This window comes from Streptosporangium sp. NPDC051022 (assembly GCF_040683035.1).
Lineage (GTDB): Bacteria > Actinomycetota > Actinomycetes > Streptosporangiales > Streptosporangiaceae > Streptosporangium.
Map to the genome: position 1 here is coordinate 154,889 of NZ_JBFBCF010000022.1, position 22,422 is coordinate 177,310.

Genomic DNA, 22,422 nt, shown 5'->3' on the forward strand with positions numbered 1-22,422 from the left:
CTGGTGGCCGCCTACCGCACGGGCCGCTTGTCGAGTTGCGGCATATGCCCCAACTTGTCGCGGTGCCAGATTTCGTGGTTGCGGCTCTCCCAGGCCTTGAACTCCAGTCCCAGCTCCTGGCACAGGTACTGGACGACGAAACGGCCGGTCGACGCGGCCCGGATCAGGCCGCCCATGCCGACCCACTGACCCGCCATGGAGAAGTTGCGCAGGCCGGGTAGCCGCATGCGGTCCTTGTTGATCAGCTCGGTCGCCAGGTCGTCGGCGTCGGAGAAGGCCTTCCAGGCGAGAATGCTGCCGTTGAAGTTGCCGGTGTAGCGCTTGGTCGTCGCCGGCGAGGCCACGTCGACCAGGTCGATGCGCTCGCCGAGGCCCGGATAACGTCGCGCGAGGAAACCCCGCACGAAGTCGGCGACCCTGCGCTTCTGCGCCCAGTACTCCTTGCGGTCGGTCGCGCGCAGCGTCTTCCAGTAGGCGAAATCGCTGAAGTAGGTGCAGTGGATCACCGACTTGCCCGGCGGCGCGAAGCCGTCGGAGTAGCGGGAACGCAGCTGCACCACCAGGCTGTTCTGCAGCGCGCCCGGCAACTCGGCGCCCTCCTCCTCCGTCAGCAGGTAGGTCGTGCTGTGCGCGTCGCCGGGGTCGAAGTCGCCCTCGATCCCGACGAAGGCCGACACGACGGCCGGGAACAGGATGCCCGGCCGGTTCAGCATGTCGTCGTAGAGTTTGTCGATTCTTGGACCGGTGTACTTGCCGTCCAGCAGCCCGTAGACCGTGGTGTGACCGTCGCAGGCCGACACGACGTGATCGGCGTAGTAGCGCCTACCGTCTCTGAGCTCGACCCCGACCGCGCGGTCGTCCTCGACCAGGATCCGGTCGGCGCGCGCCCGGTAGACGATCTCCCCGCCCAGCGAGGTGTAGCGCTCCTCGATCGATCGCGACAGCCCCAGCGACCCGCCCTGCGGGAACCCGGCGTTGCCGTTGTGGGCGCTGGCCATGTTGAACAGGAACGGCAGCACCGGGAAGTTCTCGGGATCCTGGAAGAAGATGTTGCGGAACGCCTTGCGCAGCAGCGGGTCCTGGAACCTGTCGGCGAAGGTGTGCATCTGCGTCGCCGCGGTGCGCCAGAACAGGCGGAACGCCGGGACGACCGTGCGCAGAGTCTTGATCTTCTCCCTCGCCGACTGCAGCGGCGCCGGTTTCAGGAACGGATACAGGTCGATGTCGACGAACCGCCGCAGGTCACGGCAGAACGACCGGATCAGCGGGGCGTCGGCCGGTGAGAGCTGCAGCAGGTGCCGCTCCAGCCGGTCGGGGTCGTTGTAGAAGGTCACCGACCGGCCACTGTCGTCGGTGACCTTGTTGAACATCTCGAAGTTCATGATCGTCTTGCCGTCGAGCGCGCCGAGTTCCCGCCACACCTGGTTGGCGTCGTTGCCGGGGGCGGTGCCGATCAGCCATTCGATGCAGTAGTCGAAGATGTAGCCCTCGCGTGCCCAGGCCGTACAGCAGCCTCCGGGCAGGACGTGCCGTTCGAGGATGAGGGTGTCCATCCCGCTCATCTGCGCGTAGCAGCCGGTGGACATCCCCGCGACGCCCGCGCCGACGATCAGCACGCGGGGCTTGCCGCCGGGCGAACGGTCACGGGTGCTCCAGGTCTGGTCGACCTCACGCGACATGCGCGCCGCCTCCCACCAGGATGTCGCGCACCAGGTTGGCGTTGAGCGCGATGTAGTCCTGGTCGAGCATCTCGGCGTGCGTGCCGAAGCCGCGGAACACCGGGGTGCGCGCGGCCGAGCTGCCGTGCCAGGCGCCGCTCGCGGCCTCGGCGTAGAAGGCCACCTTCTCCTCGTCGGAGATCACGCTGACCGTGGCGGCGACCACACCGAGGTTCGGCGTGCGGCTGCAGAAGTCGATGTACTCCCTGGCCTGGCCGAGCGTCTCCTCGGCGACGATCTCCGAGCCGGTGTGCCTGAGCAGGTGCTCGCTCAGCTCGCGTTCGAAGATCTTCAGGTGCTCCTCTCCCAGCTGGAAGGACTCGGAGATGCGGTAGGAGTCCATGATGACCACGTTCGGCACCTCGCGCCCGCGCCGCTGGAGCTCCTTGGCCACCTCGAAGGCGAGGTTGCCGCCGAGCGAGTAGCCGAGCAGGTCGCAGGGGCCCTCCGGCTGGACGGACTCGATCAGGTCGGCGTAGCGCGCCACCTTGTCGTCACCGGCCACGTAGTTGAACGCGGCGAACCGGTACTCCGGAAGGTGGACGGCGAACTGCCGGTAGACCAGACCGTGGCCGCCCGCGGGCGGGAAGCAGAAGATCGTCTTCTCCTGGTCGGAGTTGAACCACAGGTACGGCTGCGCGCCCGCGAGCCGGCCGGTGATGATGTGCTCGACCGTCTTGGCCATGCCGTGCAGGGTCGTGACCTTGAACAGGTGGCTGACGGGGATGGTGATGTTGAACTCCCCCTGGAGCCGGTAGATGAGCTCGATCAGCTTGATCGAGCTGCCGCCGACCTCGAAGAAGTCGTGCTGCAGTCCGACCTGCTCCAGGCCGAGGAGAGACTTCCAGTGCTCGGCCATGCGCATCTCGTAGAGCGTCACCGGGGGCTCGTAGGCCTGCTCCGCCGCCGCGGTCGCCGGCGCGGGCAGCGCGGCGACGTCCACCTTGCCGTTGGGCGTCAGCGGCAGCTCGGGCAGCTCGACGAAGTAGGACGGGATCATGAAGGTCGGCAGGTAGCCGGCCAGGTGCCTGCGTAGCTCGCGCCAGTCCAGGACCGCGCCCGCCGCGGGCACGCAGTAGGCGCACAGCGCGGTGTCGCCGCGCGCGTCCGTGCCGACCGTGACCACCGCCTGCGCCAGCGTCGGCCAGGCCGCCAGCTGGGTCTCGATCTCGCCGATCTCGATGCGGTGGCCGCGGACCTTGATCTGCGCGTCGACACGGCCGAGAAGCCGCACGCCGCCGTGGGCGTCCCAGCGGGCGAGGTCTCCGGTGCGGTAGAGGCGCACCGGCTCGGCGCCGGGCTCGCGGCTGAGCGTCGAGGTGACGAAGCGGTGCGCGGTCTGCTCGGGGTCGCCGGCGTAGCCCGCCGCGACACCGTCGCCGCCGACCCACAGCTCGCCCGGCACGCCCGGCGGCACCGGCTCACCGTGCTCGTCGAGGATGTAGAGCGCGCTGTTGGGGAACGGCCGCCCGATCGGCACCATCTGGCTCGGCTCCAGCCCGTCCGCCGGGCCTTCGAAGTAGGTGCTGTCGATGGTGGCCTCGCTGAGGCCGTAAGAGTTGACCAGGCGCGTCTTCGGGCCGCACAGGCCGCGCAGGCGCTGGTACTCCTCGACCTTCCAGGCGTCCGAGCCGACGATCAGCAGGCGCATGAAGTTCAGGCGCTCGCCCTCCCGCTCGCAGTAGGTCATCAGACCGCGGACGATCGCGGGCACGAACTCGCCGCAGTCGACGCGTTCGGCGAGCATCGTCCGGTACAGGCGCGCGGTGTCGAACAGCAGCTCACGGCGGACCAGGACCAGGGTGCCGCCCGAGCACAGCGCGCGGACCAGGTCGCCGGTGAAGACGTCGAAGGAGAAGCTCGCCATCTGCAGGTGCACGCGGACGTCGTGGTCGAGGCGGTACTCCTGACGCCAGGCGGCGTAGACCGAGGCGAGGTTGCGGTGGCTGACCCGCACGGCCTTGGGCCTTCCGGTCGAGCCCGAGGTGTAGATGACGTAGGCGGGGGCGTCCGGGTCGGCCAGGTCCGGGAGGTCGTCCCCGTCCCTCTCCGTGTCGGCCTCCGTGTCGGCCGCGCGGTGCAGCTCCTCCAGGGTCAGCACGCCGTCCGTCAGCCCGGCCAGGCGCTCGCGGCTGGACTCGTCGACGACGACGAGCGCGGCCCCGGCATTGCTCACCATGTAGGCCAGGCGGTCGGCGGGGTATTCGGGGTCGAGCGGCAGGTAGGCGCCGCCCGCCCTGAGCACCGCCAGCAGGGTGACGATCAGCTCGGGGGACTTGTCCAGGCACAGCGCGACCACCGCGCCGTCGCGGACGCCCAGCCCGCGCAGTCTGCGCGCCAGCGCGTGGGAGCGGCTGTCGAGCTCGGCGTAGGTCAGCCGCCTGGTCTCCCCCGTCTCCGACGGCGCCGACACGGCGATCGCGTCGGGGTAGGCGGCCGCGGCCTCGACGATCAGCTCGTGCACCGGCCGGTCGTGGGGGGCGCGCCGGTCGGCCCCGCTCCAGGTGTCGAGGATGTGCTCGCGCTCGGAGGAGGAGAGCAGCTCCAGGCGGGTGACCGGCTGCTCGGCGGCCGCGCGGGTCAGCTCCTCGAGAAGGTTGACGTAGTGCGAGGCCAGCCGCCGCGTCGTCTCGGGCAGGAACAGGTCGGTGTTGTACTTGAACACGCAGTGGAAGCGCTGCTCCGCCTCGTCCTCGTAGGCCGACAGCGTGAGGTCGAACTGCCCCTCCTCCTCGGGCAGCTCGATGTACTCCAGGCGGTAGCCGTACTTCTCGGTGGCGACCTTGTGGGCGAGCAGGATGAACATCGCCTGGAACACCGCCGAGCGGCTCGGGTCGTGCTGCAGGCCCAGCTTCTCCACCAGCAGCACGAACGGGTACTCCTGGTTGTCCAGGCCGTTGAGCACGGTGGTGTGCACCTGCGCCAGCAGTTCGGCCACCGAGGGGGTGCCCGCCAGGTTCACGTGCAGCGGCAGCGGGTTGACGAAGTAGCCGTAGACGGAGGCGAACTCCTTCTCGGTACGGCCCGTCACCGGGCTGCCGACGATGATGTCGTCCTGTCCCGAGTAACGGTGCAGCAGGAGGTAGTAGGCGCTCAGCAGCACCATGAACACGGTGACGTTGTGCTCGCGGGCCAGCGCGTGGACGCGTGCGCTGAGCTCGGTGTCGAGCACGAAGAACTCGGAGGCGCCGTTGTGGGTCTGCACGACCGGGCGGGGCTTGTCGATGGGCAGGCTGAGCACCGGCACCTCGGCGGGCAGGTGGTCCTGCCAGTAGCCGAGCATCCGCTGCGCGTCGGGGCCGGCCAGGAACCGGTTCTGCCAGTTGAGGAAGTCCAGGTAGGTCGCGGCGATCGGCGGAAGGTCGACCCGGTGGCCCTGGCGCAGCCCTTCGTAGATCGCCAGCAGTTCCTCGATGAAGGTGAACGTCGAGATGGCGTCGGAGATGATGTGGTGAACGGCCTTCATGATCACCCAGCGGTCGCGGCCGCGCTTGAACAGGCGGAAACGGACCAGCGGGTCCCGCTCGAGGTCGTAGGGCTTGCGGTACTCACGGATGATCATCTGGTAGACGTCGTCCCATTCCACGTCCTGGACGTCGAACAGCGCGATGTCCTCCTTGAGCTCGGGTGAGATCCGCTGGAAGGCGTGCCCGTCCTGGAGCGTGAAGTTGGCCCGCAGGCTGGGATGGCGCTCGATCAGGGCGCGGACGGCGTCGAACATCAGCTCGGGGTCGAGCTCGACCCGCACCTCGACCGCGCCACCGATGTTGTAGGCGAACCCGTCGGGGTTGAGCTGCTTGAGGAACCACAGCGCCTTCTGGTTCTGGGTCAGGGGATGCTCGTGCTCGTCCTCGAACACCTCGACCGCCGCGGTGTCGGCGCCCTCGCCCGTGTCGGCCGCCACCAGGACGGTCAGGCCGTCGTACAGCTGGGCGATCAGCTCACCGACGGAGGTACCGCTCAGCAGGGCGACCACCGGCAGCGCGACCCTGAGCTCGGTGTTGACCCGGGCGCGCAGCTCCATCGCCAGCAGGGAGTCGAGCCCCAGCACGTTGAGGCTGCCCTCCGGATCGACCTGCTCCGTCTTGACGCGCAGCACGGCGGCGACCAGCGCGGTGAACCGCTCGGCCACCAGCAGCCTGCGCCCCTCCTCGTCGGCGGCGCGGAAGGTGTCGAGGAACCCGCCGCCCTCGGCGGAGGCGGGTCCGTCCGCGGCGGCGGCCAGTTCGGTCACCAGCGGCGGCGGGGAGGCGTACCAGGACATGAAGACCGGCCAGTCGACGACCGTCGCGACCATCAGCTGGGCCCGGTCCTGGCCGATGACGCGTTCGAGCACGGCCATGCCCGCGTCCGGAGGCAGCGAGCTCATCCCCCGGCTGTTGCGGTAGTGGTCGATCAGCCCGAGCTCCTCGATCATGCCCGTCGCCCACGGCCCCCAGTCGATGCTCAGCGCGGGCAGGCCACGGGCGCGCCGGTGGTGTGCCAGCGCGTCCAGGAAGGCGTTGCCCGCCGCGTAGTTGGTCTGGCCCGCGGTCGTCAGCAGCGCGGCGATCGAGGCGAACAGCACGAAGTGGTCGAGGGGTTCGTCGCGCAGGAGGTGGTGGAGCAGGTAGGCGCCGACGACCTTGGGGTCGTGCACGGCGTCGAAGGTCTGCCGGTCCATCTCCGGGACCAGCGTGTCGCGGACATGGCCCGCGAGGTGGAAGACGCCGCGGATCGGCGGCGAGTCGCTGCGCCGGTAGTCCTCGAGCCACGCGGTCAGGGCCGCCTCGTCGGTGATGTCGAGCGGCGCCAGGATCGTCTGGGCGCCGAGCGCCTCCAGCTCCTTGACGAAGCGCACGTTGCGGCCGGTCGTGGTCTCCGGGTCGCTGTCACGCCACTTGTCGCGTTCGGGCAGCCTGCTGCGGCCCACGAGGATGAGCCTGCGCGCGCCCCGCGCGACGAGGGTACGGCACAGCAGCCTGCCGAGCGCGCCGAACGCGCCGGTCACCAGGTAGCTGCCGTCGGCGCGCAGCCGCAGCGGCAGCGGGCGGGTGAGGTCGGTGGCCTGGGCGAGCCTGCTGGTGTAGCGGCGCTCGCCGCGCAGGGCGATCTCGTCCTCGTCGTCCACCAGCACTTCGCGCAGCAGCGCCTCGGCCTCGGCCCGGCGTGCCGGGGCGTCGCCGCCGGCCGGGTCGAGGTCGATCAGCTTGCCGCGGTGGGCGAGCAGCTCCTGGTACCACAGCACCCGGCCGAGGCCCCAGGCGGGCGCGCCCAGCGGCTCGACCGCGTCGCCCGCGGCCACGGCCTGCGTTCCGCGCGTGACGACGTACAGCCTGCCGCCGGTCTGCTCGGCCAGCGGCGACTGGGCGAGCGCGATCAGCGAGTAGGTGCCGAGGCTGTTGTGCTCGCCGATCCGGCTCCGGTCCGTCGCGTCGATCCGCGGCAGGTCGAGGTTCCACAGGTGCACGACGGTGCCGACCGGGGCGCCGTCCGCTCCCAGGTCGGCGAACAACCGCCGGAGGTCCTCGACGGAGCCCGGCACGACCGTCGACTCTCTATCCTCGCGCCTGGTGCGGTAGTCGCGGCCGGGACGCACGATGTGGCAGCGCCCGCCCCGCGCGGTGACCAGCTCCGCGAGCTCGTCGCCGACCCCGTGGGCGTCGGCGAAGATCAGCCAGTCTCCGGCGGCGTCCGCGGCCGGAGCCGTGGCGACCGTGTCCCGCGAGTCTTCGCCCTCCGCCGCGTCGGGCGCCTCGAAGGTCCTGTCGACCCAGGTCACCTCGGCCAGCCAGCCGTCGATCGTGCCCCGGCCGACCGCCGTCGACGCCTTCTCGACGTCGGCCGCGCGGAACCCGCTGATCCGGCCGAGCGATGCGCCGTCGTCGCCGTACACGGCGATGTCGCCGATCAGCTCGTCGCCGTCGCGCCGTACGACGGTCGCGTGCACCCAGAACGGCCTGTCGCCGACGGGTCCGACGCGCACCTCCTCGATCGACAGCGGCAGGCGGATGCCGGAGTCCCGCGAATCGGTGCTCCTGTGCAGGATCAGCGGCGTCAGCAGCGACTGGAAGCAGGAGTCGAGCAGCACCGGGTGGAAGTGGTGGCGGGCGGCGTCGTCGCCGATGACCTCGGGCGGCCGGATGCGGGCGAGCGCCTCGCCGGGGCCGATCCACACCTCCTCGATGCCCTGGAAGGCCGGACCGTAGTGGTAGCCCATGTCCGCCAGCGCCGCGTAGCACGCGGCGCCGTCGAGGTGGCGTTCGCCGCGCGCCTTGATCGCCTCGGCGTCGAGGGGGGGATTGAGCCTGCGCTGCTGGCCCGCGCGCACCACGCCTCCGGCGTGCACGACCCTGTCCTGCGCACCGCCGTCCTGGGCGTTGCCCGACGGCGTGGCGACGGTGAAGGCGGCGCCCTCCGATGAGAACGACAGCTGTACCGTCTTGGCCTCCCCTTCGGGCAGGAACAGCGCCTTGCGCAGCTCGATGTCGGCCAGGGCCGCCTCGGTCCCGCCGGTCATCGCCCGCACCGCCTGCGTCGCCATCTCCAGGTAGCCCGCCGCCGGGAACAGCGCGTTGCCCTGGATCCGGTGGTCGTCGAGGTACGGCATCGACTCGGTGTCGAGCCTGGCCTCCCAGGTGGGCTCGGCGGTGGACATGCGGCGGCCCAGCAGCGGATGGTCGCGCCGGCCGAGCCTGACCTGCTCGACGGGTCCGGGCTCCGCCCAGTAGCGGTCGCGCTTCCACGGGTAGCGCGGCAGCGGCACCGGCCCGCCGCCCGGGTGCAGCACCTCCCAGGCGATGTCGACGCCCAGGTTGTGCAGGGCGGCCAGGGACATGGTGAAGCGCGCCGTCTCGTCCTCCTGACGGCGGATCGAGGGCAGCGTCGTCCCCTCGATCTCCCTGGCGTCGAGGCACTCGCGGATCGAGTGGCCGAGCACGGGGTGCGGGCCGATCTCCAGGAACAGGCCGTAGCCGTCGTCGGCGATGCGGTCGATCGCGGCGCGGAAACGGACGCTGTCACGGACGTTGCGCCACCAGTAGTCCGCGTCCAGCTCGGTGCCGTGCGCGAGTCCCTCCTGACCGGTCAGGTAGAGCGGCACCCGCGCGGCCTGCGGCTCCAGCCCGGCCAGCGAGGACAGCAGCTCGTCCTTGATCTCTTCCATGCGCGCGCTGTGGTAGGGCACGCGCACGGTGAGGAACTTGGCGAAGATCTGCTCGGCCCGCAGTTCGTCGGCGAGCTGCGCGAGCGCGTCCTCGTCCCCGGCGAGGGTGATCGCGGTCGGGCTGTTGACGGCGGCGATCGAGACGCGGTCGCCGTAGGGCAGCACGCGGCGCACCGCCTCGGCCTCGGTCAGGCTCACCGCGAGCATGGTGCCGGTGCCGACCAGCTTCTGCTGCAGCCGGCTGCGGTGCACGACGACCTTGACCGCGTCCTGCAGGGTGTAGACCCCGGCCTCGTAGAACGCCGCGACCTCACCGGTGCTGTGCCCGACCACGGCGTCGGGGCGCACCCCATGCGCGCGCCACATCGCCGCCAGGCCGACCTGCACGGCGAAGTTCGCCGGCTGCGCCAGCCAGGTCTCGCCCATGTCGGAGTCGGCCTCGTCGGCGTTCATCTCCTCGATCAGCGACCAGCCGGTGAGCTTGTGGATCTCCCGGTCGCACTCCTCGACCGCCTCGCGGTAGACCGGTTCGTTCTCGAACAGCTGACGCCCCATGGCCCACCACTGCGGCCCCATGCCGGTGAAGACCCAGACCAGGCGGCTGTGCCGCTCGTCGCGCCACTGGTCCTGCAGCACGTGGGGACCGGCCTCGCCGCGGAGGTACTCGGCGAGGCGCTCGTCGAGCGACTCGCGGGAGGAGTACACGACCGACAGACGCGACTCCAGGTGCTGACGGCGGCGGGCCAGCGTGTGGCCGATGTCGGACAGCGAGACGGTCGAGCCGTTGTCGCGGGCGAGCTCCTCCCTGATGCCCCTGACCAGCTCGGGAAGCGCCTCCGGGTCTCGCGCGGTGAGCGGCAGGATGTTGTATCCGGACTTCACGGGCGCCGCCGGATCGGCGCTCTGGTGCCGCGGCGCCTCCTCCAGCACGACGTGCGCGTTGGTGCCGCCGAAGCCGAAGGAGTTCACTCCGGCGCGCGCGGGCCCCTCGTGCTCGGGCCAGTCGGTCGGCCGCGTCGGAATCTCGTACGGCATCGCCGCCAGGTCGATGTCGGGGTTGATCTGTTCGAGATTGATGTGCGGCGGGATCTTCCGGTGCTTGAGCGCCAGGGCGGTCTTGATCAGACCGGCGATGCCGGCCGCCGACTCGGTGTGCCCGATGTTCGTCTTGACCGAGCCGACGTAGCACTTGGCGCCGGGCCTGCGGCCGATCGACAGCGCGCGGCCGAGCGCCCTGGCCTCGATCGGGTCGCCGACCGGCGTCGAGGTGCCGTGCGCCTCCATGTACTGCAGGCTGCCGGGTTCGACGCCCGCCTCGGCGCACACCCGCTCGATGAGGCTGACCTGGGCGTCCGGGTTCGGCACGGTGATGCCGTTGGTACGGCCGTCCTGGTTGACCCCGCTGCCGACGATCACCGCGTGGATCGGGTCGCCGTCGCGCAGGGCGTCCTCCAGACGCTTGAGCGCGACCACGCCGACGCCTTCGGCGCGCACGTAGCCGTTGGCCGAGGCGTCGAAGGTGCGGGAGCGCCCCTCGGAGGACAGGAAACCGCCCTTCGTCTCGGCGATGGTGTACTGCGGCGTCATGTGCAGCAGCGTTCCTCCGGCGAGCGCGAGGCTGCTCTCGCCGCGGGCGAGACTCTGGCATGCCAGGTGCACGGCCACCAGTGACGAACTGCACGCGGTGTCGATCGAGACGCTGGGACCGCGGAAGTCGAAGCAGTACGAGATGCGGTTGGAGACCATCGTCATCATGGTGCCGGTCGCGGTGTGCGCGGCCAGTGTCTCGAAGCTGAGGTCGGCGAACTGGAGGATCTTGTAGTCCAGTGTGAAGGCGCCGACGAACACGCCGACGTCGAGCCCCGCCAGCTCCGCGGGCTTCTGCCCGCCGTCCTCGAGCGCCTCCCACGCCACCTCCAGCAGCTTGCGCTGCTGCGGGTCCATGTGGTCGGCCTCGCGCGGGCTGATGCCGAAGAAGGCCGGGTCGAACTCGTCGAAGCCGTCGATGTAGCCACCGCGCCCCCCGACCAGCCTGCCCGGCTTGGCCTTGTCCCGGCTGCCGAGCGTCGTGACGTCGTATCGGTCGGCCGGCGTCGGGGTGATGCAGTCCTTGCCGTCGATCAGGTTCTGCCAGAACGCGCGGTGGTCGGACGCGCCGCCGGGGAATCGGCAGCCGATACCGATGATCGCTATCTTGTCACGGAGAGTAGCGTTAGTTAAGTCCGTCACCATTGATTCCTTGTGTCATGGCGCTGCCGCGCGAGCATGGGAGGGGAAAGAGGTGGGGGGTGATGGGCGCGTTGTGAGGACGCGTTGTCGCACACGCCGGCCGGGCGCGCGGGAACGCGTGTGCTCGGCGTGTCTGCTGGAGGTGCCGGTCCGCCGGTCAGGCGGGCTGTCCGCCGGCCCCCGTCGACCGTGCCGGAGACGCACGGCGCCAGGGGTGCAGGAAGGTGGACACGACGGCACCGGTCTTGGGGAACGACGCGGGATCCTGCAGCCCGACCATGACCGGCCTGCGCCCCGGTCGCCAGGTGAAACTGCCGAACATCCAGTCCCAGATCGACAGGTCGGAGCTGTAGTGACCGGCCTCGGACAGGTCGGTGCTGTGGTGGAGGCGGTGCTGCTCGGGGCTCGCGAAGACGTAGTTGAGCCAGCCGATGCGGACGTCGATGTTGGCGTGGACGAAGTAGCCCTGGGCGATGATGAAGAGGCCGACCGCGAAGACGGACCCCTGTGAGAAACCGATCAGCGCCAGGCTCAGCTGGACGACGCTCTGCGCGAGCAGGACATCGAAGATGTGGTTGACACCGTTGTTGGCGACGTTGACCTTCTCCGGCACGTGGTGGACGCCGTGCAGGCGCCACAACCAGGGGTTGGTGTGCCCCAGGCGGTGCACCAGATAGCTGGCCAGCGAGCCGAGCAGCAGGGCGGACGGGACCTCCGCCCACATCGGGATCATCGGGGTGGGCAGCGCCAGGGCGCCGACGACGGCCATCACCGGCAGTTGCGCCAGGCCGCTGGCGACCATGGTCAGCAGGAAGTAAACACCATACCAGCCCCATTCGCCACGGTCCGGATGCCAGTTACGTTCATAGGGAATCACCCTTTCGAGCACCGTCAGATAGGTGACCGTACCGACCATAAAAAAGAAGCTGACCTGCCCGAAGTCCAAATGGTAACGCAATGTCACCACGGCCACCGAGACGACCGCAACAAGCAGGATAGGATACGCGATTCGGCACAGGAAGGGACGTACCGAGAACGTGAAGCCAGCTAATTCTCGCCGCCGTTGCGGTGTATATCCGGATGAAATATCCATGCCACGCCCCCATCTAAGGAAGTCTCGAACAGGCACACGAAGGCCAGGACAATGGCGGATTCGGAAACCGCGGCGGCGGTCGGCGGCACGCGAAAACGACCCCCCGCAGTCCCCTATCGCGCCACTCCCCTTCCCGGGGGATCGCCTCTGACCAGGTCATTTGCCCACCAAGGCCCCGATGTCGGCGGGGCACCCCGAGGGCAACGCGCCCAGTGCGGCTTCAGGCATCTGGGAATTACTACACGCACAGACAATTTGACAATCTGCCCCCGCATCGCTCGATGATCAGACGTAATCACAGGTGTCTGGCGGAATCAACACGCCAAGAAGCATATTTTCGATGTGGAAGCAACTAATAGTCAACCCCCCAGTAAGCACCGTTCTTTACGGACACAGAGAAGGAGGGATTGCCTCGGACCACAACCCGTTCAACGGCGCACTTCGCCGGAACTTTGATTGACAGATAGTAGGTCATGTACGAATTTAGGCAATGTCGATTATGGAAACACCGTGTGAACTTTGCCATTTACCACCAACCCGGACAATACACACTTATCATCCGGTAAGCCCCATCTTCGGATTTCCAAAAAAGCAATTCGAGCATCGCGCTAACCGGGTCCACCGCCCCGGATCCCGTGCGGGCACCTCGCGAGCACCCCCACGGGGCGGGGGCCCGGCGACCGCCGCGCCGGCACGAGCGGGGTGGTACCGGGCTCGGCGGAACGAGATGGCACAGGACCAGACAAGGCGGGGCGGCCGGGACGGCGGACGTCCGCCTCCCCTGGAGCGCCCCCGGCCTCAGCGTCCGGTGGGTGTCACTCCCGCCCGGTGCCCGGCCGGTGTCGCTTTCGGCGTCCCCGCCGGCAGCAGCCGGAGCATCGGCCCGATGTCGACCGGCCGGTCGGTGTAGCCGTACTCCCGCAGCAGTGCGGCGACCCGCTCCAGCCTCGCAGGATCAAGCGTCACCGGATAGCCGCCCAGCGTGACCCGCTCGGCGTCCTGGGGGCTGATCCTGGTGTAAACGGGGAGGATCTTCGTGATCACCTCGCGGCCGCTCGCCGCGATCTGCTGGCCCGCGGTGATCGCCCGCTGGAAGGCGGCCACGATCTCGGGGTTGCGTTCGGCGAACATGGCGGTCGTCCCGTATCCGGCGACCGGAAAGCGGTCCGTCGGACCGGTCATCACATCGGCGATCGCCCTCGCGCCCTGCCGCTTCGCCGCGGTGATGAAGGGCTCGGTCAGCCAGGCCGCGGAGACGGTGCCCGCCTGGAGCGCGGCGGGCATGTTCGGCAGGGGCATCTCGATCATCTTCACGTCGGCCGCCGTCAGACCGCCGGCCTTGAGCGCGACCTCGGTGGTGAGGGTCCCGACGCTCTTGAGGGTGGTCACGGCCACGCTCCGGCCGCGCAGGTCGGCGGGCCCGCGCACCGTGGAGTCCTTGGGCACCATGAGCAGGAAGGTTTCCGGGGCCGCCTGGTAGGCGTCGGCGACGTATCTGAGATCGACCACCCCGCTGCTCTGCGCGGCGAGCGCGGTGACGTGGCTCAGCAGGCAGAACTGCAGGTGACCCGCCTTGAGATCCGGGATGGCGGCCCCCGTCCCCTGGATGATCTCTTTCCTGACCTTCAGCCCCTCACTGGCGAAGAAGCCGCAGTCCATGGCTATCTCGAGCGCCGCCGTGTCGGGAATCGGCATGGATCCGACGGTGATTTCGGTTGTTTCCGGAGGGATTGTTGATGAATTAATTACTTGCGCGTGATTCGCACACGCGGCACCCAGCACATTTCCGGACGTCACGGATTTCTGCGAAGCGCACGCACTTATCGCCAAAAGCACCACCGTAAGTGCACAAAACAGTCGACACATGCGACGCTCCACTAAACCGGCGAAGTCGACCGGAGACACGTCTCCGCAGCTCAAGGCCCCGTAGGGTCATTTACGTAAAGCCAGGCACACGAAAGCATGGTAACGTTAAAAGTCATTCTCAGGGAGGGGAAAAGCAAAAAAGCAAGAGAGTACAAATATCCCGAAACGGCCGACCCCATCGGATTCCCCGGCGAGTTCGAAACGGAAATCCTCCCCGAATTCCGGATTGCCGGCTTGTTCCCGGCGGGATCTCCGGCCGGCGTGCGGACGGCACGGGCGACGCCGAAGGCGATCTTCGGCAGAAGCCGCCGGGAGGCCTCCGCCGGCCCGCCCGGCGATCACGGCGTGGGAGTGTCGGGCGGGCACAGGCGCGGCCCGGTGCCCTCCCGGGTTCCGGCTCCTTTTCGATCGCCTGTCCGGAGGGAGAGCGGGGGGAGACGGGGAGGGAGAAGCCGACGGGAGGAGGTCAGCTCCGGGTGGCCTCCTTGACCCGTTCGCGCGAGAACCGGCCGAAGTTGTAGTAGGCCGCGCAGGCCCCCTCCGAGGAGACCATGCAGGTGCCGATCGGGGTCTCAGGCGTGCAGGCCGTGCCGAACACCTTGCACTCCCATGGCTTGAGCACGCCCTTGAGCACCTCGCCGCACTGGCAGGCCTTCGGATCGGCCACCCTGCCGCCGGGGATCTCGAAGATCCGCTCGGCGTCGAAGGCGGCGTACCGCTCCCGCACGCCCAGCGCCGAGTGGGAGATGAAGCCCAGGCCACGCCACTCGAAGTAGGGGCGCAGCTCCATCACCTCGTTGATGACCGCCAGAGCCTTGGCGTTGCCGTCCCAGGGCACCACCCGGGAGTACTGGTTCTCGACCTCCGAACGGCCCTCCGCCAGCTGCGTCAGGATCCGGTGAACCGAACTCAGCACGTCCAGCGGTTCGAATCCCGTGACGACGAGCGGCTTGCCGTAGTCGCGGGCGATGAACCCGTACGGCCGGCAGCCGATCACCGCCGAGACGTGGCCGGGGCCGATGAACCCGTCGAGGCGCAGATCGGGAGAGTCCAGGATGGCCTTGATCGCGGGGATGATCGTGACGTGGTTGCAGAAGATCGAGAAGTTCTCCACGCCCTCGGCCGCCGCGCGCAGGACCGTCATGGCCGTCGAGGGCGCCGTGGTCTCGAACCCGATCGCCATGAACACCACGCGCCGGTCCGGGTTCTGCCGGGCGATCTTGAGGGCGTCCAGCGGCGAGTACACCATGCGGATGTCCGCCCCGCGCGCCTTGGCGTCCAGGAACGAGCCGCGGCCGCCGGGCACCCGCATCATGTCGCCGAACGACGTCATGATCACGCCGGGCTGTTCGGCGATGTGGAGCGCGTCGTCGATCCGGCCCATCGGGATGACGCAGACGGGACAGCCGGGACCGTGCACCAGGGTGACGGTCCCGGGCAGGTAGTCCTCAAGGCCGTGTTTGTAGATCGTATGCGTGTGACCGCCGCACACCTCCATGAACTTGTAGGCGCGATCCGGCTCGCACAGCCCGGCGATCCGCGCGGCGAGCGTCCTCGCCTTGCCCGCGTCGCGATACTCGTCGACGAAACGCACCGCGCCTCACCCTTTCTCGATCATGGATTCTCGGAGGGCCTCGATCTCGTCCTCGTAGGCCTGGCCGATGCTCTCCAGGAAGTCGAGCGCCGCCTTCGCCTCCACCTCGTCGATCTTCGACAGGGCGAAGCCGACGTGGATGAGAATCCACTCGCCCGGCTCCAGCGGTTCGTTCTCGAGCAGGCCGATGTTGATGGCCCGCCGTACCCCGCTCACGTCGACCATCGCCAGGTCAGGACGGTCCGACAGGATTTCCACGATCTCGCCGGGAATTCCCAGACACATTGGTGGCCTCCGCCAGCTGGATGGACTCGAGGACGAGATCGTCGCCCCCCTCGGTTTCGATGTCGGTGCCCCCGCACTCGGGGCAGGTGACGAACGGGTCGGCCGACGCCGCCGTCTGACCGCAGGAGCGGCAGACGAGCTGCACGGGGACGATGACCAGGTCCACCTGCGCCCCCTCCGCCGGTGACCCCTCGGCGACCATGGTGAACGCCTGGTTGATCACCGGTTCCGTGATGCGGAGCATGGCGCCCGCGCGCACCCGTGCCCGCTGTACCCTCCGGCCTTCGGCCCGCTTCTCCACCGCGGTGAGGATCGCCTCGGCGATCCCGAATTCATGCATGACTGTTTCTCCCCCGTTCGGGTTGTCCGGCTTCGTGTGACGTGACGGCACGGGCCGCGTGCCGCGGCCCGTGCCGAGCCCTCGGAAGGGCCGGAGTCGTCACATCCTCCTCATCCGCAGATAGCGTTTGACATCGGGCAGGGTCTGGTAGACCAGCACCCCTGCCCCCACCACCAGCGCCACGATGACCAGGCGTTTCAGCATGACCGTTCCTCCTTGCGGCCGACGGCGACCGGCGCCGTCGCGATCTGTTGCTCGACCAGTTCCAGGACCAGGCCCGCCGCGGGGCCCACGGCCCGGGCGACCGGCCCGCTCAGTTCCATGCCCGGCGAGAGGTCGGCGGGTTCGCAGCCCACGAGCAGCACCCCGCCGTTCACGCCGCCGAGCGTGCCCGCCAGTGCCAGGACCGTCTCGGGCGTCATCGCGTGGGCGTCGAGGAAGGGGACGGGGCCCTCGGCGGCCGCCGGCTCGATCACGTACAGCGTGCCGGGCGGGCCGCCGCGCGAGACGGCGTCGACGAGGATCGTGAGATCGTGGCCGCCGCCGGTGAGCTCGTAGGCGAGATGCACGCCCCGGATGCCGAAGTCGTTCACGACGACTCCCTCGGGAAGGCCCCTCCCGGCCAGGCGCCTGGCCACCGCGACGCCGAAGCCGTCGTCGCCGAGGAAGAGGTTCCCGATGCCCGCCACGAGGATCCTCATGCGATGGCCTCCCCGTCCGGGAGACCGCCGGGATCGCCGGAACCGGCGAACGGCTCCAGCGGTTCGACCTCGTCGGGGGCGAAGTACAGGAAGCGGCCGTGCGAGCGGTGGAGGTCGGCCCCCGGGTCCTCCTCCAGGGTGACTGCCAGGTGCTGTGCCCCGTCCAGGTCGGACAGCACGGCCTCGACCAGGGCGATCCTGCCGATCAGGAACATGTCGTGGGCGTCGGCCCTGCGGCTGCCGGGCACGAGGCGGACCCTGCTGCCCTTGGCTACCGGCACCCCCTCGACGAACACGCTGTCGGTCTCCGGGGAGACCTCGGAGTCGGCCCCGGGGTCCCACCAGGGCGTGGGAGCGGCGGGCCGGGCCGGCTCGCCCAGGTAGCGGATCGCACCGTGGAGCCGCTCCACCATTTCGGGCGGCATGTCGCCGACCATGTCGATGAGCCGGGCCGCCCGGGAGTCGGTCGCGCGCGCCTCCAGGGTCTCCTCGTCGGTGAGGGTGAGCGTGCGCAGGTGGAGGATCTCGTCGATCTCGGTGCAGTCGAACAGGTCTCCCGGGCTCTCCGGCGCGACGTCCGGATGGTCGGGCAGGATGATGGGCGACGACAGCACCACGTCGCGGTGCCCGGGCTCGCCGATCAGCACCGGCCAGGTGTGCTCGTTGCGGCAGTCGTCGGCGACCGGCCTGGCCCATTCGGGAGGGTCGGTCAGGGAGACGAAGGCCCCGCCGTCCGCCTCGATGATCAGATGCGCCGACACCAGCGAGCGCCGCAGCGCGTCCTCGCGCGGAGCGTCCGGCCGCTGCCCGTCCACGGTGTTCTCCACCCGGACGCGCAACCGGATCAGGCCGTACGGCCCGGCGATCCGCTCGGCCCGCGCCCGGAGCACCGCCCGCAACGGCAGGTGCCGGAACACCACGCGCCCTCCGGGCTCGCCGGGCGACGCCGGGATCGGCTCGGCGGACCGGTCGCCGGGGATGTGAACCTCGACCGTCCGCTCCCCGCCGAGCAGGGCCTCCAGCTCCAGCACCGCCTCCACCTCGCGTTCGGTCGCCTCGTCGAAGGTGAGGTAGGTGGTCCCACCGCTCGTCAGCCTGTCGACGGGGCGGTACCCGCCGCCTTCGGCGCGCTCGACGCCGCGGGCCCTGACGTGGAGGAACCGCAGGCAGAGGCGGACCGAGGCGCTCTCGGCCCGTTCGAGCAGGCATTCGGTCATGTTCGCCGACGGTTCGGCGGTGGCCGTGTAGGCGGGCGGGACCAGCACCCCGAACTGCCAGCGCACCCGGTTCTTGGCGGCGGAGGCGCGGTAGGGGTAGAGCAGGTAGCCCTCGTACAGCACGGCGTCGGCCACCCTGCGGGCGATCTCCATCGGCGTGCTCATCGGGCCGCCTCCCGGGCCTGGTCCAGCAGCGTCGCCACGGCCTCGTCCCAGGTGGCCAGGGCGCGTTCGGACTTGAAGCGGCGCAGGGCGCGCAGGGTGTCGGTACGCAGCCGCAGCCACCCGCTCTCCGGGAAGTAGAGGTCCATCAGCTCGTGCCAGACGGCCACCGGCAGGCGGTGGCGGGCCTCGCAGTGCCACGGCACCTGTCCCACCGTGAAACCGCCCTCCGACCTGGCGAACACGGTGCCGCTGAAGAGCAGGATCAGCGGGATCTCGCCCTCCTCCAGGGCGGCGAAGTACTTGCCGGCGGCCACCTCCAGGTCGTAGCTGCAGGGCACCGGGACATCGACCTCGGTGACCCCCCGGAACGCGGGGATCATGACCGAGACGTTGGCGAACTGCAGGGGTTTGAGCGTCTCGCCCCAGCGGGAGGGTTCCCCGAACAGGTCTCCGAGCAGTTCGGCCTCCGCGGGGCCGTACCTCCGCAGGTGCGGTTCCAGGCGGATCTGGCAGCGCAGCGCGACGGTATGCACCCCGTCGAGGGACGGTTCGGTGACGCGCAGCCGGAAGGTCAGCGTCGGGAAGGCCGCGTGGGGCTCCGCCCGCGCCCCCAGGCACTCGAAGTGGAGCTCATTCACCGCCGCCGTCCTCTCCCTCGTACATCGCGTGACCGCGACGGCCCAGGCCGTCGAGGAAGGCGTCCACGGCGTCCCGGAGCTCCTGGCCGCCGCCGAAGCCCTTCCAGCGCAGCCGTACCAGGCCGACGAGCTCGTAGCAGGCGTCGATCGGCACCAGGTGGCAGGTGAAGTCCCCCTCCGGGTGCCGGTCCACCAGGAGCGCCTCCACGTCGGGGTGGGCGTCGGCCAGCATCGGGTTGGCCTCGACGACGCGTTCCCAGGTCCCCAACGGGAGAAGGGACTCGGTGGCTCCCGCGGGGCTCGGGTAGAAGGCGACGGTCCGGCCGAGGGCGGAGTTGTGGAAGAAGAACGCGGTCCGGACGGGGATCTGCAGATCGTCCCAGTCGGCCGAGGTCATCCGGAAGGACGGGACACACAGGTAGCGGTCCGGAACCGCGCGGTAGCGCCGTTCCGCGGCTCCGTCCCGGACGGTCCGGGCGGCTCCGTCGTGGGTGAACAGCAGGTAGCAGGGGCGGCACGCGCACAGCAGCGCCCGGTTCCCGGTGTGCGCGACGTGGCCGTGCCCGGCGCCCGCCTGTTCACCGCACAGCTCGCACCGCGCCCGCTCGGCCGTCTCCGGCGGTCCTGAGGGCCGCCGGAACCGTCGCAGCCCGGTGGTCGTCACGGGATCGCCTCCGGCACCGGGCGGGATCCCGGCGGGCGGCGCTGGATCTGCAGCAGCGGTGCCTGCCGCTCGGCCGTCACCGTCTCGACGGCCACCCCGGACGCCTCGGGGGCGGCCCGCATGACGGCGCGCTCGACGGCCTCGGTCACGACGGTCCGCGAGGAGGGGCAGGCATGGCCCTCGCTCCGCAGGCGCAGCCGCACCACGTCGTCCTCCCCGACGCCGACCAGCTCCACATCGCCCGCGTGGCCTCCCAGATGCGGGCGGACCTCCTCCAGGGCCCGGCGGACGCGTTCGGCGATGTCCAGCGGGTGCAGGTCGTGCAGGACCAGCAGCCCGCTCACCACCTCGTCGTCGGTCAGCGCGCGCAGCACCTGCCCGGCGCCGGCCTCGGTGACGATCTCCATGATCCGTTCCAGGCCTGCGCCGTACAGCTCGACCAGCGCCCGCACCAGGTCCTCGGCCCGGGCCCGGGCGGCCGGATCACCGAACGCGGCCGGCTCGGCCAGCAGCGCCTCGACCCGCTCGCCGACCGCCCGGACGTCATGGGCTCGTGACATCGGCCCAGGTCTCCCTTCCCGGCTCTCCCCGGCTTCCCGGCGCCGGATCACATGGCATTGAAGGCATGGGGGGTGTGTAGTTTGCGGAGTTCGGTGCCGTCGCCGAGATACATGTGCACCCCGCACGGCAGGCACGGATCGAAACTGCGCACGGTACGCATGATGTCGATCCCCTTGAAACGCTCGGGCGGGTTCTCCTCGAAGATCGGCGTGTTCTGCACCGCGTCCTCATACGGCCCCGGCGTCCCGTAGGGGTCGCGCACGCTGGCGTTCCACGGGGTGGGCGGATACGGGTGATAGTTGGCGATCTTGCCGCCGCGGATCACCATGTGGTGTGACAGCACCCCCCGTACCGCCTCGGTGAACCCGCACCCGATCGCCTCGTCGGGGACGGTGAACGGCTCCCAGGTGCGGGTGCGGCCGGCGCGGACCTCCGCCAGGCCCTGCTCGGCGAAGTACAGCGCGCAGGCGGCGGCGTAGGCCTGGAAGTAGGTGCGGGCCCGGTTGCGTTCCAGGGTGTTCGACAGCGGCTGTCCCTTCAGGGTGGGGATGTTCCATTCGAAGGTGCGTTCGCCGACGGTGGCGGTCTTGGGCAGGTTGATGCGCACGCTGTGCCCGGTGGCCTGCACGTAGCCGATGTCGACCAGGCCTGCCAGGGCGGTGGCCCACAGCCGGGCGATCGGGCCGCCGCCGGTGTCCAGGGCGAGCATGTTGTCGCCGTCGAACCAGCGGGGCGACATCACCCAGCTGTAGTTGCCGTCGAAGTCGCGTTTTTGCGGGTGGGGGATGGTGTGCTGGTTCCAGGGGTGGCGTTCGTCGACGGGGTTGCCCAGCGGGTCGTGGGTGACGAAGCGTTCCTGGCCCTGCCAGTCGTCGTAGTAGGAGCTGCCCAGCAGGATGCGGATGCCGAGGTTGATGTCGACCAGGTCGGTGGTGTGCAGGCGGCCGTCGATGACGATGCCGGGGGTGACGAACATGCGCCGTCCCCAGTCGGTCATGTTCGGATAGGTGTAGTCGCAGTGGGCGGGGTCGTTGAAGCTGCCCCAGCAGCCCAGCAGGACCCGGCGGCGGCCGACTTCCTCGTAGCCGGGCAGGGCGGCGTAGAAGAAGTCGAACAGGTCGTCGTGCATGGGCACGACGCGTTTGAGGAATTCCACGTACCGCATCAGCCGCGACAGGTAGTCGGTGAACAGCTGCACGGTGGCGATCGTGCCGACCCCGCCGGGATACAGGGTGGAGGGGTGGACGTGGCGGCCCTCCATGAGGCAGAACATCTCGCGGGTCAAGCGGCTCATCTGGAGGGCTTCGCGGTAGAAGTCGCCTTCCAGGGGGTTGAGGGAGCGCATGATGTCGGCGATGGTTTTGTAGCCGTGCTGGTCGGCGCGGGGACTTTGGGTGCGTTCGGCCAGGCGGAGGACGCCGGGGTTGGTCTCGGCGACCATTTTGGCGCAGTAGTCGACGCCGACGAGGTTTTCCTGGTAGATGTTGTGGTCGAACATGTATTCGGCGGCCTCGCCGAGGTTGACGATCCATTCGCCCAGGGCGGGGGGGCGGATGCCGTAGGCCATGTTCTGGGTGTAGACCGAGCAGGTGGCGTGGTTGTCGCCGCAGATGCCGCAGATGCGGCTGGTGATGAAGTGGGCGTCGCGGGGGTCTTTGCCCTTCATGAAGATGCTGTAGCCGCGGAAGATCGACGAGGTGCTGTAGCACTCGGCGACGCGGCGGTTCTTGAAGTCGATTTTGGTGTAGATGCCCAGGCTGCCCACGATCCGGGTGATCGGGTCCCACGCCATCTCCACCAGTTCGCTGTCGGCTCCCGGCGAGCCGGAGCGGGCCGATCCCCGGTGTTTCGGTGAGGTCGTCACGTCCTCCCCCTTCCTTTCAGCACTTCTTCCGCCGCGCTCAGCACTTCGTTCGCCATGGCTTTCGCCATGTTCTTCGCTGTGTCCTTCGCTGTGTCCTTCAGCACCGGGCCCGTCGCCCGGTCCGCCACGGCTCTCACCAGGGCGCCCGGTAACCGGTCAGCAACTCCCGCCCCCGCCGACGCCACCGCGGCTCCTTGTCCACCGTCTTGAGCGTGATGCCCCGCAACGTACGCACCACCCCCCCGTAAGCCGCACTGGCCGCCGAGGAGATCCGCGCCCCCGGCGGCTCGTCCATGAACGGCATGAACTTGTCCGGAAACCCCGGCATCGTGCACGCGATACA

13 protein-coding genes and 1 pseudogene are annotated in these 22,422 nt (G+C 69.6%); all 14 read right to left on the reverse strand.

The features are described from left to right. Positions 1-11: 11 nt before the first annotated feature. Positions 12-1,679, reverse strand: a complete 1,668-nt coding sequence (locus tag AB0N02_RS30815) for an NAD(P)/FAD-dependent oxidoreductase (protein WP_363953552.1) — start codon at positions 1,677-1,679, stop codon at positions 12-14. Further along, complete coding sequence (locus AB0N02_RS30820) at positions 1,669-11,094, reverse strand: amino acid adenylation domain-containing protein (protein ID WP_363953554.1); 9,426 nt, start codon at positions 11,092-11,094, stop codon at positions 1,669-1,671. Before AB0N02_RS30820 ends, AB0N02_RS30815 begins: the two co-directional genes overlap by 11 nt. Before the next feature lie 154 nt (positions 11,095-11,248). Beyond that, the gene (locus tag AB0N02_RS30825; RefSeq protein WP_363953556.1) at positions 11,249-12,055 is read right to left on the reverse strand and encodes a sterol desaturase family protein; all 807 of its coding nucleotides are present in this window, start codon (positions 12,053-12,055) and stop codon (positions 11,249-11,251) included. 927 nt (positions 12,056-12,982) lie between these two features. Then, entirely contained in the window at positions 12,983-14,050 is a 1,068-nt protein-coding gene (locus AB0N02_RS30830) for an ABC transporter substrate-binding protein (protein WP_363953590.1), read from the reverse strand. A 466-nt stretch (positions 14,051-14,516) separates the two neighbouring features. Next, the gene (gene hypD, locus AB0N02_RS30835; RefSeq protein WP_363953558.1) at positions 14,517-15,644 is read right to left on the reverse strand and encodes a hydrogenase formation protein HypD; all 1,128 of its coding nucleotides are present in this window, start codon (positions 15,642-15,644) and stop codon (positions 14,517-14,519) included. A 6-nt stretch (positions 15,645-15,650) separates the two neighbouring features. Further along, positions 15,651-15,902, reverse strand: a complete 252-nt coding sequence (locus AB0N02_RS30840) for a HypC/HybG/HupF family hydrogenase formation chaperone (protein ID WP_363953560.1) — start codon at positions 15,900-15,902, stop codon at positions 15,651-15,653. Continuing rightward, positions 15,877-16,269 (reverse strand): hydrogenase maturation nickel metallochaperone HypA, encoded by a 393-nt coding sequence (locus tag AB0N02_RS30845; protein WP_363953562.1) that lies wholly within the window; start codon positions 16,267-16,269, stop codon positions 15,877-15,879. Before AB0N02_RS30845 ends, AB0N02_RS30840 begins: the two co-directional genes overlap by 26 nt. Positions 16,270-16,466: 197 nt before the next feature. Then, the gene (locus AB0N02_RS30850) at positions 16,467-16,970 is read right to left on the reverse strand and encodes a hydrogenase maturation protease (protein WP_363953564.1); all 504 of its coding nucleotides are present in this window, start codon (positions 16,968-16,970) and stop codon (positions 16,467-16,469) included. Continuing rightward, positions 16,967-18,352, reverse strand: coding sequence for a hypothetical protein (locus AB0N02_RS30855; protein WP_363953566.1), 1,386 nt, complete (start codon positions 18,350-18,352; stop codon positions 16,967-16,969). The genes AB0N02_RS30850 and AB0N02_RS30855 overlap by 4 nt, the downstream gene beginning before the upstream one ends. Next, on the reverse strand, positions 18,349-18,990 hold the full coding sequence (locus AB0N02_RS30860; RefSeq protein WP_363953568.1) for a DUF6084 family protein: 642 nt from the start codon (positions 18,988-18,990) through the stop codon (positions 18,349-18,351). The genes AB0N02_RS30855 and AB0N02_RS30860 overlap by 4 nt, the downstream gene beginning before the upstream one ends. Next, the gene (locus AB0N02_RS30865; protein WP_363953570.1) at positions 18,983-19,654 is read right to left on the reverse strand and encodes a DUF5947 family protein; all 672 of its coding nucleotides are present in this window, start codon (positions 19,652-19,654) and stop codon (positions 18,983-18,985) included. Before AB0N02_RS30865 ends, AB0N02_RS30860 begins: the two co-directional genes overlap by 8 nt. Beyond that, positions 19,651-20,214, reverse strand: coding sequence for a NifU family protein (locus AB0N02_RS30870; protein ID WP_363953572.1), 564 nt, complete (start codon positions 20,212-20,214; stop codon positions 19,651-19,653). The genes AB0N02_RS30865 and AB0N02_RS30870 overlap by 4 nt, the downstream gene beginning before the upstream one ends. Positions 20,215-20,261: 47 nt before the next feature. Further along, the gene (locus AB0N02_RS30875) at positions 20,262-22,079 is read right to left on the reverse strand and encodes a nickel-dependent hydrogenase large subunit (protein WP_363953574.1); all 1,818 of its coding nucleotides are present in this window, start codon (positions 22,077-22,079) and stop codon (positions 20,262-20,264) included. A gap of 133 nt (positions 22,080-22,212) precedes the next feature. After that, positions 22,213-22,422: pseudogene (locus tag AB0N02_RS30880) on the reverse strand (hydrogenase expression protein HypE); the annotation flags it as partial.

Excerpts from the sequence above, each read along its gene's own strand:
- AB0N02_RS30850 (WP_363953564.1), bottom strand. The coding sequence starts at position 16,970 with ATGAGGATCCTCGTGGCGGGCATCGGGAACCTCTTCCTCGGCGACGAC.
- AB0N02_RS30830 (WP_363953590.1), bottom strand. The coding sequence starts at position 14,050 with ATGTGTCGACTGTTTTGTGCACTTACGGTGGTGCTTTTGGCGATAAGT.
- AB0N02_RS30815 (WP_363953552.1), bottom strand. The coding sequence starts at position 1,679 with ATGTCGCGTGAGGTCGACCAGACCTGGAGCACCCGTGACCGTTCGCCC.
- AB0N02_RS30855 (WP_363953566.1), bottom strand. The coding sequence starts at position 18,352 with ATGAGCACGCCGATGGAGATCGCCCGCAGGGTGGCCGACGCCGTGCTG.
- AB0N02_RS30845 (WP_363953562.1), bottom strand. The coding sequence starts at position 16,269 with ATGCATGAATTCGGGATCGCCGAGGCGATCCTCACCGCGGTGGAGAAG.
- AB0N02_RS30820 (WP_363953554.1), bottom strand. The coding sequence starts at position 11,094 with ATGGTGACGGACTTAACTAACGCTACTCTCCGTGACAAGATAGCGATC.
- AB0N02_RS30870 (WP_363953572.1), bottom strand. The coding sequence starts at position 20,214 with ATGTCACGAGCCCATGACGTCCGGGCGGTCGGCGAGCGGGTCGAGGCG.